Source organism: Oceanihabitans sp. 2_MG-2023 (genome assembly GCF_030547245.1).
Lineage (GTDB): Bacteria > Bacteroidota > Bacteroidia > Flavobacteriales > Flavobacteriaceae > Oceanihabitans.
The window spans coordinates 251,226-268,081 of record NZ_JAUOQT010000004.1; the positions used below are offsets into that span (position 1 = coordinate 251,226).

13 protein-coding genes are annotated in these 16,856 nt (G+C 31.6%); 3 read left to right on the forward strand and 10 right to left on the reverse strand.

The window, feature by feature from the left end:
* Positions 1-60: 60 nt before the first annotated feature.
* The 4 genes from Q4512_RS10585 to Q4512_RS10600 all read right to left on the reverse strand — a co-directional run bounded on the left by Q4512_RS10585 (position 61) and on the right by Q4512_RS10600 (position 7,914).
* Positions 61-1,359, reverse strand: coding sequence for an endonuclease/exonuclease/phosphatase family protein (locus tag Q4512_RS10585; RefSeq protein WP_303424253.1), 1,299 nt, complete (start codon positions 1,357-1,359; stop codon positions 61-63).
* Between the two features lie 45 nt (positions 1,360-1,404).
* Positions 1,405-2,094 carry a TIGR00730 family Rossman fold protein gene (locus Q4512_RS10590; protein ID WP_303424255.1) on the reverse strand — a complete coding sequence of 230 codons (690 nt, stop codon included), beginning with the start codon at positions 2,092-2,094 and terminating at the stop codon, positions 1,405-1,407.
* A gap of 94 nt (positions 2,095-2,188) precedes the next feature.
* Complete coding sequence (gene uvrA / locus Q4512_RS10595; protein ID WP_303424256.1) at positions 2,189-5,020, reverse strand: excinuclease ABC subunit UvrA; 2,832 nt, start codon at positions 5,018-5,020, stop codon at positions 2,189-2,191.
* A gap of 170 nt (positions 5,021-5,190) precedes the next feature.
* Complete coding sequence (locus Q4512_RS10600) at positions 5,191-7,914, reverse strand: reprolysin-like metallopeptidase (RefSeq protein ID WP_303424258.1); 2,724 nt, start codon at positions 7,912-7,914, stop codon at positions 5,191-5,193.
* A gap of 152 nt (positions 7,915-8,066) precedes the next feature.
* Here Q4512_RS10600 and Q4512_RS10605 point away from each other — a divergent pair, with 152 nt between their 5' ends.
* A complete protein-coding gene (locus tag Q4512_RS10605; RefSeq protein WP_303424259.1) occupies positions 8,067-8,591 on the forward strand; it encodes a hypothetical protein in 525 nt (174 codons plus the stop codon).
* Positions 8,592-8,649: 58 nt separating this feature from the next.
* Here the strand turns inward: Q4512_RS10605 and Q4512_RS10610 are convergent, their stop codons facing one another.
* From Q4512_RS10610 to Q4512_RS10625, 4 genes are read right to left on the reverse strand one after another with little or no spacing between them, the layout of a single operon-like run.
* Positions 8,650-9,390, reverse strand: coding sequence for a hypothetical protein (locus Q4512_RS10610; protein ID WP_303424261.1), 741 nt, complete (start codon positions 9,388-9,390; stop codon positions 8,650-8,652).
* Positions 9,391-9,436: 46 nt separating this feature from the next.
* Positions 9,437-10,105, reverse strand: a complete 669-nt coding sequence (locus tag Q4512_RS10615; RefSeq protein WP_303424263.1) for a DNA alkylation repair protein — start codon at positions 10,103-10,105, stop codon at positions 9,437-9,439.
* A gap of 15 nt (positions 10,106-10,120) precedes the next feature.
* Positions 10,121-11,809 (reverse strand): gamma-glutamyltransferase, encoded by a 1,689-nt coding sequence (ggt, locus tag Q4512_RS10620; RefSeq protein ID WP_303424265.1) that lies wholly within the window; start codon positions 11,807-11,809, stop codon positions 10,121-10,123.
* A gap of 50 nt (positions 11,810-11,859) precedes the next feature.
* On the reverse strand, positions 11,860-12,456 hold the full coding sequence (locus Q4512_RS10625) for an acyl carrier protein phosphodiesterase (RefSeq protein WP_303424266.1): 597 nt from the start codon (positions 12,454-12,456) through the stop codon (positions 11,860-11,862).
* A 74-nt stretch (positions 12,457-12,530) separates the two neighbouring features.
* On the opposite strand from Q4512_RS10625, the gene glmM reads away from it, so the two are divergent.
* Positions 12,531-13,919: a phosphoglucosamine mutase gene (glmM, locus tag Q4512_RS10630; RefSeq protein WP_303424268.1), complete on the forward strand. Its 1,389-nt coding sequence runs from the start codon at positions 12,531-12,533 to the stop codon at positions 13,917-13,919.
* Between the two features lie 49 nt (positions 13,920-13,968).
* Here the strand turns inward: glmM and Q4512_RS10635 are convergent, their stop codons facing one another.
* Complete coding sequence (locus tag Q4512_RS10635) at positions 13,969-14,859, reverse strand: lysophospholipid acyltransferase family protein (protein WP_303424269.1); 891 nt, start codon at positions 14,857-14,859, stop codon at positions 13,969-13,971.
* 62 nt (positions 14,860-14,921) lie between these two features.
* Here Q4512_RS10635 and Q4512_RS10640 point away from each other — a divergent pair, with 62 nt between their 5' ends.
* On the forward strand, positions 14,922-15,572 hold the full coding sequence (locus tag Q4512_RS10640; protein WP_303424271.1) for a rhomboid family intramembrane serine protease: 651 nt from the start codon (positions 14,922-14,924) through the stop codon (positions 15,570-15,572).
* Between the two features lie 118 nt (positions 15,573-15,690).
* Here the strand turns inward: Q4512_RS10640 and Q4512_RS10645 are convergent, their stop codons facing one another.
* Positions 15,691-16,815, reverse strand: coding sequence for a TlpA disulfide reductase family protein (locus Q4512_RS10645; protein WP_303424272.1), 1,125 nt, complete (start codon positions 16,813-16,815; stop codon positions 15,691-15,693).
* Between the last annotated feature and the right edge of the window lie 41 nt (positions 16,816-16,856).

Consider the following 16,856-nt stretch of genomic DNA (forward strand, 5'->3'; position numbering starts at 1 on the left):
TTTGACTAAAGCTAAAAAAACTCACAAAGGTGAATACGATAAAAAGTAGGTTGCAATTTCTCAATATACTTTCACAAACTTTAAAGGTTCTACATTAAAATTAGGTGTTGTAATGTAATATAAACCATTAGATAAATTAGAAACGTCTATGCTATGAATTTCGTCATTATTTAAAGGAATTATTTTTACTAATTGACCTAAAGTGTTAAAAATGTTTAGTTTTTTGTTGGTGAATGTTTGGTTGTTGGTTCGTAAATTTAAAGTATTAGAAACAAAGTTTTTCCCAATTATTTCATAATAATTAGATGTTATGTATTCTGGGATGCTTAAAAATTGCTGATTTGTTTGCATTTGTAAAGAAACTGGTAGATGATCACTAAAATTATAAAGTGCATCTCTAATTGCTTGAGAAAAATCTGCTGTAGAGGCATCTCCATCTTCAGCACAACTTGTCGATGTGATTTCTTGATTAAAACAATTTACATTCGCGTTATTACCAATAACTTGATAAGAATCTTCAACAAAAAATAAATCGGTATTAATATTTGTCGAATTGTCTAAGCTTTCGGAAGTTAAAATAAAATCAAATCGATCATCAAAGCCTCCAGTGGCTCCACCAAAACCAGTAGTGGTTCTTGTGGACTGTGTAAAAACTTCTATAAAATCAGTATTGTTATGCCAAGAACCTATTTTGTTTGCTGGATCAACAAAGGTAATGTGGTTTTCGGAATTTATTAATTTTTGAAAAGCCTCTTCAGAGCTAGTATATAAGTTGAAATCTCCGGCTAATAGGATATGATTTTCTTGCGGTATAGTATTTAAATAAGTTTCTAAGTCTTGTACCATTTGCAAACGCAAAGATTGGTTTTCAACGCCATTAGAAGCTTTTAAATGGCCAACAATTACATCTAGATAAATAGGGTTTGTATTTATTTCATCTGTATTTAGCTTTAGTTTGTAGTGGTTAAAATCCCTATATATTGTTGTAATTATAGTTTGATTTTCTAAGCTAAATTTTGTGTTATTAAAAAACAATAGGTTTTGTAAATCGTTTTGATTTCCTATAGTATCATCCGAAGTATTTAACTCAAAATTAGCCATAGCATAATTAGGGTTAATTTCTTGTTGCATCATATTAATAATGCTATTAGCACCTGTTTCATTATTTAATTCACAAACCATAAATATGTCTGGTTTGTATTCATTTAAAATAATACTTAAATGGTCTATTCTATTAACAGGATTTGTTTGTGTTGGAAAGTTTAATAAGTTATAAAACATAGCATTAAAAGTGTCTTGTGCTAAAACACTTTTAATACTAATTAAACTTATAAAAACGATTAGTATGTTTTTTTTCATGTTTACTTTCCGCGAAAATGGAAATGTTTTATAGGTTATAATTTTTTAGAAGTTAGGGCTAAAGCCATATTCTTTATAAAAAGCATCTAAGATTTCTATTACTTCATCTTCGGTATCTACAAGGTGAATTAAATCTAAATCTTTCGCACTAATATTTCCAAATTTATCTAATAACGTAGCTTTTACCCAATCAAATAAACCCTCCCAAAATTCAGTTCCAACAAGAATAATTGGGAATTTTTCAATTTTATTGGTTTGAATTAATGTAATCGCTTCAAATAACTCATCTAATGTTCCGAATCCTCCAGGCATTACAACAAAGCCTTGTGAATATTTCACAAACATTACTTTTCGTACAAAAAAGTAATCGAAATCTAAACTTTTATCATGATCGATATATGGATTATCATGTTGTTCGAAAGGTAATTCAATATTTAAACCAACAGATGTTCCTCCGCCTAGATGTGCTCCTTTGTTACCAGCTTCCATAATTCCTGGTCCTCCACCAGTAATTACACCATAACCATGATCTACAATTTTATGTGCAACTTTTTCTGTTAACTTATAATATTTATCTTCTGGTTTTGTTCTAGCAGATCCAAAAATAGATACACAAGGTCCAATTCTACTTAATTTTTCATAACCATTAACAAATTCTCCCATGATTTTAAAAATCGCCCAAGAATCATTCGTTTTCTTTTCATTCCAACCTTTTGGATGTTGTTCTTTTCTCATATATTTTACTATTAATTTTTAGTATTTTATTTTTTTTGCAACTAGCTAATTTACTTCTTTTTTTAGCCGTTCGACAAAACTAAATACTATTATTTTATTTTAATTCTTTCTTTAAAAATTTTGCGGTATAGCTGGTTTTATGTTTTGCAACTTTTTCAGGAGTGCCTTCTACAAGAATTTCGCCACCATTTTTTCCACCTTCATAACCTATATCAATAACATGGTCTACCGTTTTAATAACATCTAAATTATGTTCAATAATTAAGACCGTATTACCTTTATTAGCTAGTTTGTTTAGTACAATCATTAATACTCTAATGTCTTCAAAATGTAATCCTGTTGTAGGTTCATCTAGAATATAAAAAGTATTTCCTGTATCCCGCTTGCTAAGCTCTGTTGCAAGTTTAATGCGTTGTGCTTCACCACCAGAAAGTGTTGTACTTTGTTGCCCTAATGTAATATATCCTAAGCCAACATCTTTTATTGTTTTTAATTTTCGATTAATTTTTGGAATATGCTCAAAGAAGTCAACAGCTTCATTTATGGTCATATTTAATACATCACTAATGTTTTTTCCTTTATAACGAATTTCTAAAGTTTCGCGATTAAAACGTTTTCCTTGACAAGTTTCACATTCTACATATACATCTGGAAGGAAATTCATTTCAATAACACGTAAGCCACCACCTTGACAGGTTTCGCAACGTCCTCCTTTAACGTTAAAGCTAAATCTTCCTGGTTTATAACCACGAATCATAGCTTCTGGTATTTTTGCAAAAAGACTACGAACTTCACTAAAAGTACCTGTATAAGTTGCAGGGTTACTTCGTGGTGTTCTACCAATTGGCGATTGGTTAATATCGATTACCTTATCTATATGTTCTAAGCCCTTTATGCTTTTGTATGGCATTGGTTTTTTAACACCATTAAAATAGTATGCATTAAGAATAGGATATAGGGTTTCATTTATCAAGGTAGATTTACCGCTACCAGAAACACCAGTTACACCTATCATTTTTCCTAAAGGAAATTTTACCGAAATATTTTTTAAGTTATTTCCTGTACAGCCTTTAAGCTCCATGAATTTTCCATTACCTTCTCTACGTGTTTTTGGTACTTCAATTTGTTTGGTGCCATTAAGGTAATCTGCGGTTAGCGTATGGTGTTTTAAAAGTTCTGTTGGGGTACCTTGACTAATAATTTCACCACCATGTTTTCCTGCATGTGGGCCAATATCGATCACATGATCTGCACGTTCTATCATGTCTTTATCGTGTTCTACAACAATTACCGAATTACCAACATCACGTAATGCAACTAACGAGTTTATTAATTTTTCGTTATCTCGTTGGTGTAAGCCTATACTAGGTTCATCTAATATGTATAGTACGCCAACTAATTGAGATCCTATTTGAGTTGCTAAACGAATTCGTTGCGCTTCGCCACCAGAAAGGGTTTTAGAACTTCTGTTTAACGATAAGTAATTTAAACCTACATCTAATAAAAATTGTAATCTAGTTCTAATTTCTTTGATGATTTCTTCCGCAATCTGTAATTGGGTTTTAGAAAGGTTTTTATGTAAATCTGTAAACCATTCAGCCAAATCAATAATATCTTTATTCGCTAATTCGGCTATGTTTTGATTGTTTATTTTAAAGTAAAGCGATTCTTGACGTAGTCGAGCTCCATGACAAGTACCACAAGCTACTTTATCCATATATTCTTTTGCCCAACGTTTTAGCGAAGTAGAATCTGCGTTTGCATATTGGCTTTCAATAAAGTTGGCAACCCCTTCAAAATCTATTTTATAATCTCTCTTTATACCAAGAGTTTTGCTGTCTACTGTAAATTTTTCGTTTCCACCATAGAGAATAATTTGTTTCGCTTCTTTAGGAATATCTTTATAAGCATCACTCAATTTAAAATTGAAACGCTGTGCAATTAATTCTAACTGCTTAAAAATCCATGAATTTTTTTCTGGTCCATGCGGTGCAAGTGCACCATTTTTAATGGAAAGGGAATCGTCTGGAACGATTTTATCTTTATTTACTTCATACAATGTACCAATCCCATTACATTTAGGACAAGCGCCTTTTGGAGAATTAAATGAAAAATTATTAGGTTCTGGATTAGGATATGAAATTCCTGAACTAGGACACATTAAGCTTCTGCTAAAAAAACGTGTTTCGTTAGAATCTTGATCTAAAACCATTAGCACATCATTGCCATGATACATTGCGGTGTTTATGGTTTCGGTTAAGCGTTTATCATTATCTACAGATGCATCAATTTTCAATCTATCGATTACTATTTCAATATCATGATTTTTGTATCTGTCCAGTTTCATACCTTTTACAAGGTCTTTTATTTCACCATCTGTTCTAACTTTCACAAAACCTTGTTTTGCAATTTGCTCAAACAATTCTCTGTAATGTCCTTTACGTGAGCGAACAACAGGAGCAAGAATATTTATACGTTTACCAGAAAAACTTTCTATAATTAAAGCCTTTATTTGCTCATCACTGTAGCTCACCATTTTTTCGCCAGTATTATAACTGTACGCATCGCTAGCTCTAGCAAATAGTAAGCGTAAAAAATCATAAATCTCTGTAATAGTCCCAACTGTAGAACGTGGTGACTTACTTGTCGTTTTTTGTTCGATTGCAATTACAGGTGAAAGACCATCAATTTTATCTACATCTGGTCGTTCTAATCCACCAAGAAATTGTCGGGCATATGCAGAGAATGTTTCGATATAACGTCTCTGTCCTTCTGCATAAATGGTGTCGAAAGCTAGCGAAGATTTTCCGCTACCTGACAAGCCAGTAATAACTACTAGTTTTTCTCTTGGAATGGTAACATCTATATTCTTTAAATTGTGAACACGTGCACCTTGAACTTCTATATTTTCTTCGAATTTGGCCATAAATTTGCAAAGGTGCAAAGATACGATTTTTGTTATTATTATTATTGAAAAGAACCTTAGTTTAAGTATTTATAAAATATGTTGCAATTTTTTCTATTTTAGAATTCAATAAAATAAAAAACTCCTAAATATATATTTAGGAGTTTTAAAAATATTGGGTTTATTGTGAATTATTCAATAATTAATTTTTTAGTAATTCTTTTACCATTATCAATTACCGTCATAATATACATTCCAGAGCTGGCATTGTTTAGTGAGATGTTTTCATTAAATCTTGAGGTAGCATCGTATTCTTTATTAAAAACTAATCTACCAGACATATCATATACTGCAACATTAATGTTTTTTCCAGAATTTGAATCAAATGCAAGAGAGAAGTTTCCTTTATTAGGATTTGGATATAATGCAAAGTTGTTTAATTCTTGATTTTCTGTACCCAAAGTAACTTGTGTTGTGGTAGTACAAAGTTCAATAGACCATTCATTTACAACTCCTGAATCTCCATTATAGAAATCAACAAATACAAGATTCCACGTTCCCGAAGGATCATTCCCAGTAAATCCAGTCATTGAACTCGCAGGAGCATAGGTTCCAGTTGTTGGCGAAGCACAAGCAATTGCGGATTCACCATCTTTAAATGTAATATCTATATTTCCGTATTGTGCATCATTGCAAGTTCTGGCCCAAATATTAGAGAAACCTCCTCCGTTTGGTGCTTGTAATTGCATAATTAAATCTCCAATATAAGAGTGAGTAACATCTGCACTTACTCTAATATCTGTAATTGGTGTGCTTTCTGTAACCGTTAAAGGAATAAATACAGGATTACCTTGCACATTAGCACCACCACCATCTGGAATAGCAGTTGCTATAGCACCTGTAGTGTAGTTATTACATTGTGTAGAAGTTATAACAGTTGCGCCAATAGAAAAAGATTTAGATATTGCAAAAAAGATATTACCAACTGCTTCAATTTTTATTCTACAATAAGGCTCTCCTTGTCCAGATGGGAATGTAATAGGTTCTGAACCATCATTAGGAGTATTTGCAGCTAAGGTTGTAGTAAAGGTTTGTCCTCCATCTGTAGATAATAGGATATTTACATTTGCAGTATTAATACCATTAGCAGTCGTTCCAGCTACATCCCAAGTAATAGTTGTTGAAGCTCCAGTACTGAAGCTTTCATTTGTTGTGTTTGGAGCAGTAATAGTAAATGGACCTGTATTTGCAAGGGTTACTGTCATATCATCTCTATTGGTTTGTGATCCATTAGGAGTGCCGTTGTCTCTAACTGTTAACGCAAAATCCATAGTTCTAGCAACGTTTGGCATTACCTCCCAAGCCGGGGTTAAGTCATTATTTAATATATCACTTAATTGTGGGAATGTACGATCTCCAGTAGCCATTGGAGAGTAAGATCTAAATTGAGGATCTGTAGTGCTTGTTGTAGATGGTACATTTGTACTAACACCTACGTCTGTTTGTTCCCAGCAGTAAGATAGTGTCGTTCCATTAACATCATTAGCAGTTCCTGTAAGAGTAAATGCTGTTCCATAAGGAATGGTGTAGTCTCCTCCTGCATTTACTGTAGGAGCAGTATTTCCATTTGCTGTATCGGTAGAACAAGTTGGTTCTCCAGGAGGTGTAATACGTGTCCACATTTCGGCAATACTAATTGCGTGAAAATGATCATCACTATTACCTTGTACATTATCAGACCCACAAATACCAGCATAAGCCATAATTGTTGTTCCGCTTCCTGGTTCTACAGCAGTTGTAGAACTTCTGTTTCCTCCAGAACAAGAGCCTTGTCCACCATTAAAAGTATGGTTTGCTCCAAATTGATGTCCCATTTCGTGAGCTACAAAATCGACATCGAAAGGATCTCCAACTGGGTTTGGAGAACCAGTAACACCTCTAGCTTTTGCATTGCTATAGCAAATACCTCCACGAGCAGCTAAGCCACCTCCTCCAGTAGTAAACACATGGCCAATATCATAGTTTGCAGTTCCTATATTGGTGTCAATAATGGTTTGGTTTTCATTGATCAATAGTGTCGCATCATCATCTGTAAAACCGTCATTTTCTGCTAAAAATATAATACTAGTATTGTCTATTAATGACATTGTTAAAGACAAGTCTCTTTCAAAAATACTGTTCACTCTTGTCATTGTTACATTCATAGCTGCTAATACTGTAGCTCTTTTTACAGCATCTGTAGCTGCAGCTTGGCCAGCAGCATTGATGTGGTAATTTGCATATTCTTGTGTACAAGCTAATGCTAAACGAAAGGTTCTTAAGACACCGTCATTTGCATTTCTTTGAGTAAAATCAACGTCGGTATTTTCGCTTTTTTCAATAGTATCTTCTAAAAGACATCCTATTCTTTCTTCTAGTTTGGAATACAGATCTTGCTTTGCATAAATTACATAAGAGTTTAGATCTTTGGTTAAAGGATCTATGTATAATGTTTTTCCAATGGTTTGAATAGATGCATGTAAACCAAAGACAGTTGTTGAGAAACGAATTATTGTTCCCGATTTTTCTTTGCTTACACCAACATAAGATTGAATTTCTGGATGGTTTGCAGCTAATTCGGAATCCATAACAGAAGCATTAAATATTTGAAAATTTTCCATTTTACCATCGGTAACTGGGAATTGTACAATAACTTCAGAATTTACATTTAATCCTCTATCTGGAGCAGAAGCTAATAATTGTTTTAAACCATCTACATCTAAAGTATATACATCATATACAGAAGGAGTTGCTTTTCTTTCTAGTAATTGTTCTTGTTTAATATTTGTATTTTTTACTTTTTGCCAAAAAGAATTCTCTTGAGAGAAACCTATAATTGGAAGAAGTAATAAAAAAAATAAGTAGTTTTTAATCATTATAATAGCGTTTTATAGTTTATCAAATTTAATATATAAATTCCAATGGCTAAGGAATACATTGTTAAATTTTATATTTTAGTGTCTTGATTTTTATTATAAAATCATGTAATTTTTAACTAGAAATAATTAGTAATTTAAAAGTTGTACGTATGAAAATATTAGGAATAGGTTCTAGAATAAATCATAGTGAATTTGGTAAAGGAGTAGTAACCAATGTTACATCCAAACACTATTGGGTAACTTTTATTGAAAACGGTCTTGAAACAATTGGTTTAACGGATGCATTTGAAGTGATTGAAGTTGCAGAGGATGAAGTAGATACCGTTAGCTTGTTTGATGTAGAAAGTAGTTTGGTTCAAATTTTAAAAAAATGGAGTGATGTAACTGAGATTGTGCCAATAGGAGATAAATGGAAAGGGGGGAAACTTATTCTACAACCAGAAGATGTTAATTTAAAACCAAAAGAAATTAAAGTGGAAGACTTTTTTCATAAAATAACTATGGTTAGAGATAGACTTCGGGTGATGGAGCAAAAGGTGAATTCTAGTAATTTGGAAGAACAAGAAAAAATAGATTTGCAACAATACATTACGCGTATTTATGGGAGTTTAACTACATTCAATGTGCTTTTTAAAATTAAAGACCAGCAGTTCGTAGGGCAAAAAAGTAAGTGATTCTATCTTACAATTTTAATTAAAGTTTACAGTCTTTGTTTATAATATTCTTATTATTTTATTCCTGAGACTGTGAACTTTTAATATCTTCAATTTCCAATCCTAATACCAACAACTTATGAAACGTTGGAAGCATCGCTCCAGTTTCTGTAGTAATCCAATCACTCCAAGTAGCTAGTAAACCGTCAATAGGTAAAATAGAGGTCCACATTTTAAAACCTGTTGGTTTTCCTGTATCGTCTAATAACCATAAATACGAATCTCCAGGAGTAGACCCACCAGAAGTGTAAGTAATTAAAAGTGCATGTTCTCCATTATCTAGAGTAACTAAACTTCTTTTGGTACCAGTGTCAAAAACCTTATAAGGAGCAACTAACCAAAACGAATCGTTGTTAAAATATTTTGTAGCTTTTCTAATTAATTTTTCGGCTTCTTGTTTTTCTTTTATTTCTAAATTAGAAGCATATACTTTATTTTTTGAGCTATCCTTAAAATCTAAAAACACCACATAGTTTTTCCAAAAAACTTGGCACTTTCCTTCTTTTTTATTCCATTTAAAGTGATGTCTCTTTTTAAAGGTCCATTCTAAATAATCTGTTGCTTCATATTTTTTATGGTTTAATGCGTCTAGCATTTTGTAAGCTAAAGCGTCCGCTTGTTTATCTACAATTCCTAAAGGTATTTCTTCGTTATATTTAAAATATAAAAACCCGAAGAAAAGGAAAGTAGGTAAGGTGAAGAAAATGATTACTCCTGCAATTATTTTTGCTATTTTTTTTGCGCTTGTTTGTTTTGCCACTTGTTTGTTTTTTTATGCTTGGATTGCTATGTAAAATACAAAAGCATTAAAGTAATTTTCTAATAGCTTCTCTTTTGCTTAAAGGTTTTAAGTTACTATTCTTTACAAAGGTAAGTACATCTTTTGGATTATACGTGCCATATTCTCGAAGTGCCCAACCAATTGCTTTTTGAATAAAAAATTCATTAGATTCTTTATGTTCTAAACATTGATGGAATAGCAATTCTTTGTTTGTGTTTTCTTTATAACCCAATTGAAAAATAATGCTACTTCTGTTTAACCATAAGTTTTCAGAGTTCGAAAAATTTGTAATTATTTTTTCTGTTTCGTTTGGATGTATAATAAGATATTTACCAAGTATTTGTTTTGCAATAAAGTCTACTGAATCCCACCAAGAATTAACACTAATTAATTTTTCAATAGAATTAATATCTTCTTTTTTATACGATTTACGTAATTGTTTTTCAAACAATTCAATAGCGCATAAATGCATTTCTCTTTGTTTAAAATCGTATAAATTAAAAGCTAAAGTTCGTATAGTATCTCTAATTTCTAATGCATTGTTTTTGGCCAATGGTTTTAGTAAATCTCTTCGTAATTTCGATTTTATGCCATATAATTCAAATCTATCTTTTAAATAAGATTTCATTTGTGCTGCAAATTCCGAATTTGAATTTGCTCTAAAACTTTTGTCTAATTGTGTAATAAAATCCATAATTAAAATCCATAATTAAAATCCAGATGCTTCATCATCACCACGTCTATCTGCTCCACCTTCTAATGAACCATCCTCTAAAACTAAGATAGCGTCCACTTTTCCAATGATTGGAGAATCTTTTTCATTAATGAGATACCCTTTTTGTTCTAAATTATGTATCATTTTTGAAGAAAAAGAATACGGTTCCATTCTAATTTCATCTGGTAACCATTGGTGATGAAAACGAGGAAGATTTACAGCTTCTTGCATGCTGCTATTGTATTCATGCACATTTAAAATGGTTTGCATAACCGAAGTGATTATGGTAGAACCTCCAGGAGAACCAACCACCATGTGCAGTTTTCCATTTTTTTCTATAATAGTTGGAGTCATAGAACTTAGCATACGTTTTTGAGGAAGAATACTATTTGCTTCAGCACCAACTAATCCGTATACATTTGGGACTCCAGGTTTACTAGAAAAATCGTCCATTTCATTGTTTAAAAAGAAGCCAAGCTCTTCGCAAAATAATTTGGAACCAAATCCGGAATTTAAAGTTGTTGTTACTGCAACTGCATTACCAAATGCGTCAACAATAGAGTAGTGTGTGGTTTCATTACTTTCTATTATTTCCACTTTTCCGTGAGCGAGTGCTTCAGATTTAGTAGCTTTTTCAAACGAAAAATCCTTCATTCTATCTTGCAAGTAACTATTAGTAATTAATTGTTCTTGAGGTATATTTACAAAATCGGGATCGCCTAAGTAAAAGCTTCTGTCTGCGTATGCACGGCGTTCTGCTTCAGTAATTATTTGGATTGCTTTTTCTGAGTTATGTCCTAATTCATGTAAATCATATGGTTCAATCATTTTCATTATTTGTGCCAAACAAATCCCACCACTGGAAGGAGGCGACATGGAAATAATGTTTAAATCATCATAAGTAAATGTAATTGGTTTACGCCATTTTGGTTTATAACTTGCTAAATCTTCTTCTGTTATAATTCCACCATTTTCTTGAATATGTTTTGCTAATATTCTAGCTGTTTTTCCTTTGTAGAATTCGTCAGGACCATTTTTCATGATTCTTGTTAAAGTTTCAGCAAGGTTGTTGTACTTAATTGTATCGTTTTCTTTCCAAGCTCTACTAAATAATATAGGTTCTTTATTTGCTATTATAAAATCTTCTTGTTTTTCTGCAATACGTAATTCTTGTTTTTGGGTAACTTTTACACCTTTTTTTGCAAGCTCAATTACTGGTTTCATAATTGTTTCTATGGGTAATTTACCAAAGCGTTTATGTGCTTCGAAAGTTCCGGCAACTGTACCAGGAACGCCAACAGCTAGAGCGCCACGAGTGCTTAGGTTAGGAATTACATTACCTAATGAATCTAAATACATATTTTTACTAGCCGCTAGAGGTGCTTTTTCTCTATAGTCTAGGGCGCCAATTTCTCCATTTTCTAAACGATAAACCATAAAACCGCCTCCACCAAGGTTTCCAGCATAAGGGTAGGCAACTGCTAAAGCTAAATCTGTTGCAAGCATAGCATCGAAAGCATTTCCGCCTTGTTTCATAATAACACTTCCTATTTTGGAAGCTTCTTCGCGAGCAGAAACGACCATGGCATGTTTTGTAACTAAACCTTGTCTATTATTTTTTGTTTCTTTTTTACAAGTAAAAACTAGAATGCTTAAAAGTATTACTAAAATGTATTTTTTCATAGTGTATTCGTTTTATCAGATATAATAGTAGCTTTTAATGATAATTCGATTTATTGTTTGGATTGTATTTCTATTAATTTTTCATTAGAAAATGAAATCAATTCTTCAAAAAATCGAGTAAACTCATCTTCAAATTCGTTATAAAACTCTTGTAATTCATTTACGGCCAAATTCATTTTTGAGCGATTTTTGGTTCTTCGATTCATTCCTTCTAAAACTTTGGCAATTCCATCTATAGATGCATAACTTAGTAGCCAATTATCTGCAATCATATATGGCATCATTTTTTGAATTCGGCTAGGGAGAATTTCAAAATTATCTTGTAATACAATATAAAAATCATCTACATATTTATCTAAAGGAATATCGGAATAATTACTCCAGTTTTTTGCTAAAAAATGATCGTATAAAATATCGACGATAACACCAGAATAATGGCCGTAATTTTTATGTAAACGTTTGGTGCTTTCTCTAACTGTTTTATGGGCATCTGTAAAGGAATCAATTTGTCGATGTAATAGTATTCCTGTTTGTATTTCTTTGTTGAATTTTTGATATTTTTTTCCACGAATACCATCAGCAATAAAATTACCAATTGTTATAAATTCGTTACTACCAGAGAGATAAATATGGGCTAGAAAATTCATTCTGTGAATTTACAAATTCATAATGTAAGATTCCCGTTTTGAAATATTATATTTGTAAAAACATTACATTATTTATGACTTTAATAAAATCAATTTCAGGAATACGAGGAACCATTGGAGGCCAAGTTGGCGACAATTTAACACCAATTGATGCAGTAAAATTTGCAGCAGCTTATGGTACATGGTTAAAAGAACAACGCAATAAAGAAAACTATAAAGTTGTGGTTGGTAGAGATGCTAGAATTTCTGGTGAAATGATTCAAAATTTAGTGATGAATACTTTGGTAGGTCTTGGAATTCATGTGGTGGATGTAGGTTTGTCTACAACGCCAACAGTTGAAATTGCTGTTCCAATGGAGCATGCAGATGGAGGGATTATTTTAACAGCAAGCCATAACCCTAAACAATGGAATGCTTTAAAACTTTTAAATGCGAAAGGCGAATTTTTAAATGGAGTAGAAGGAGAGAAAATTTTAAAGATTGCAGAGGCAGATACGATGCAATTTGCAGAAGTAGATTACCTAGGTAAAATAACCAAAAATCAAGCATATATAGATTTACATATTGATGCCGTTTTAGCACTAGATTTGGTAAATGTAAAAGCCATTAAAGATGCTAATTTTAAAGTGGTTGTAGATGGTGTGAACTCAACAGGAGGTATTGCAATTCCTGAGTTATTAGAACGTTTAGGCGTACATCCTGTAAAACTATATTGTGAGCCTAATGGACATTTTCCACACAATCCAGAACCTCTTAAAGAGCATTTAACAGACCTGTCTGAAATGGTTGTTAAAGAAAGAGCCGATTTTGGAATTGTTGTAGATCCAGATGTAGATAGACTTGCATTTATGGATGAAAGTGGGGAAATGTTTGGTGAAGAATATACCTTGGTAGCTTGTGCAGATCATGTATTGAGTAAAACACCCGGAAATACTGTAAGTAATATGAGCTCATCTAGGGCATTACGTGATGTTACAGAAAAACATGGTGGAACCTATGAGGCCAGTGCAGTAGGAGAAGTTAATGTCGTGGAGTTAATGAAAAAGAACCATGCTGTAATTGGTGGTGAAGGTAATGGAGGTATTATTTATCCTGCAAGTCATTATGGTAGAGATTCTTTAGTTGGTGTTGCTTTATTTTTAAGTCTTTTAGCAGAAAAAGATATGCAAGTTAGTGCATTACGTAAAACGTATACTAGCTATTTTATGAGTAAAAAGAAAATTCAGCTTACACCTCAAATAGATGTAGATGCTATTTTAAATACGATGCAATCTCGTTATGCAAATGAAGATATTACTACCGTTGATGGAGTAAAAATTGATTTTGCTGAAAATTGGGTACATCTACGTAAGAGTAATACAGAGCCAATTATTAGAATTTATACAGAAGCAAAATCGCAAGAAACAGCAAATACTCTAGCAGATAGATTTATAAAAGAATTAAAAGAAATAGCTGGAATATAAAACAAAAAAAATCCTCGAAATGACTTCGAGGATTTTTTTTGTTTAATTGTTATTGAAATTTAGCAGGAACTTTATCTTTATGTTTCCAACGTTTATGGGTCCATAAATAATATTCTGGAGCTTCATAGATTTGTTTTTCTACTAGTTTTAGAAACATATCTGTAATTTCGTAATTTTTATAATCTTTTGCATTAATTGCTATGGTTTTAAAAGTAGTTTCATAATAACCACGTTTTACTTTTTTTACTCCAAAGAAAACTACAGATGTGTCTAGTTTTTTTGCAAGCATTTCGGCTCCTGTATGCACAGGAACTTTTATTCCCATAAAATCATTCCAATGAAAAGCTTTATTGGGTTTTGGGGATTGGTCGGATACAAAACCACTAATAGATTGTTCTCCTTTTTTAATCGAGTTCATTAAAACAGAAATGGTTTCTTTTGTTGTAATAAGTGTTGTGTTATACTTTGCTCTTTTTCGTTTTATTAAACGATCAAAATATTTGTTGTTTAAGCGTTTATATACCCCAAAGCCTTTCATTTTAATAAATCTTTGTGCTATAAAAATCCACTCAAAATTTGCATAATGTGCGCACATTAGAACAATATTTCTATTTTCATTTTCTAATTTATGTACTTCTTCTAAACCAATTAATTTAAAACGTTTAATCATTTCAGCTTCAGAGACCGTTAATGATTTTACCGATTCTAAAATCATATCACATAAATGATGAAAGAATTTTTTAGAAAGTGCTTGAATTTCTTTTTCCGATTTATCGGGAAAAACAAGTTCTAAATTATACTTGACTGTTTTTTTTCGGTAACCAATTATATAGTATACCAGAACATATAAAACATCCGAGATAATGTATAATAATCTAAACGGAAGTATAGAAATAATCCATAAAAGTGGATAAATTAAAATGTAAGCAAGAAATTGCATGAAATAATTTTAGATTTGCAAGAACAAATATATGTTATATTTGATTTAAACGTTTCAAATTTATGGGCAATTTAAGTATTGTAACAATTGTAGTGATTGTAGCAAATGTATTAATCTCTTACAAGGGGTTTAATGATTTTAATTTTTTCGAAAAATATAAGTTTAATGTTGGAGGGATAAAACGAGGAGAGCAATTTAGAATGTTTAGCTCTGGTTTTTTACATGTAGACACACAACATTTGTTGTTTAATATGTTAACATTATACTTTTTTGCAGATATAGTAATACAAGATTTAGGTACATTAAGTTTTGTACTTGTTTATGTTGGTAGTTTAATTTTGGGGAGTTTGTTATCCTTGTATTTTCATAAAAACGAATATCATTATAGTGCTGTTGGTGCTAGTGGAGCAGTAACGGGAATTTTATATTCTGCAATTTTATTACGTCCAGATATGAGTTTGTACATGTTTTTTGTGCCTATACCAATTCCTGCTTATGTTTTTGGAATAGGGTATTTGTTATATTCTATTTATGGAATGAAAACTAGATCTAGTAATATTGGACACGATGCACATTTTGGTGGTGCCATTGGAGGTTATTTAATAACACTTTTATTAGCAACTTGGCTTTTTGAAACGAATCTTTTAATGATTGGATTATTGGCAATACCAATTGTTTTGTTATTTGTTTTGAAACGAATGGGGAAGATTTAAAAAAGTAAACCAAGGATAAAAAAAATGTCATTTTGACCAAAGTGTATAAATCAAAGGATAGATTTTTTATACAATGCTCAAAATGACAAAATAAATATTGTTAAAATAGGAAGAAATTTTAATCTAACAGCGCTGCTATTTTTTCTTCAAGAGCAGGCCCTCTAAGGTTTTTAGCTACTATTTTACCTTCGGCATCTATTATAAAGGTTGCAGGAATTGCATTTATATTAAACTCTTTAGCTATAGGGTCATTAAAGTATTGTAGGTTAGATACATGATGCCAATTTAGGTTGTCTTTTTCAATAGCATCTATCCAAGCTTGTTTTGCATCTTTTTGTTGCGGTGTACCATCTAGAGAAACTCCAATAATTTCTAAACCTTTGTTGTGGTATTTTTCATATACATTTACAACGTTAGGATTTTCTTTTCTACAAGGACCACACCAAGCTGCCCAGAAGTCGATAATTGTAACTTTTCCTTTTATAGCATTTAAAGCTATAGTTTTTCCTTCTGGATTTGGACCAGAAAAATCTGGTACAACACTACCAATAGCAGTTTTTTTGTTTTCAATAATAAATGTAGCTATTTTTTTACCAGGTCTTGTATTTTTTATAGTTTCATCAAAATTGGTGTATAACTCTTTAATTTTGTTATATTCTAATTTATTTGTCATTATGGCACGTTCTAAAAGAAGAGCAGATAATAGCGCATCTTTATTTGTAGTCATAAAGTCTAAATCGTTAGCGTCATTCTCTTTCATGAGTCCTTGAAATTCTTGTTGTATACTCGTGATTTTAGAAGTGTCTGATTTTCTTTGTGCGATTTTGAACTCTTCCGCCAATTTATTGTTTTTAAAACGCAATGTTTTTATAAAAGCTTGGTATTCGTTGTAGTAGTCGTTTTCTTTTCCACCTTTAATCGAAGAAGCATAAATACTATCTGTAGGTATTTTTATATCAATGGATTCGTTTTCCACAATAAAAGGAAGATTTCCTCTTACTCCTTCAATTTGTATATAATACATGTCTGGTTTATCTACTTTACCTGTTAAAGTAAATGAGTTTTCAGTAACTCGGGTAGAATCTAGAATAATATTTTTTCTAGCTTCCGTTCTAATCAATTGTACTAAACTATTGTTTTTAGCATTATCTAAAGTTCCGTTAACTACAAATCCTTCTGTTTTTTCTTTGGTACAAGAAGTTAGAAAAAGAGAAATACATAAAAGGTATATAATACGTTGCATAAATTATTTTTTGTGCAAATATAACAGATATAAGTTATTTA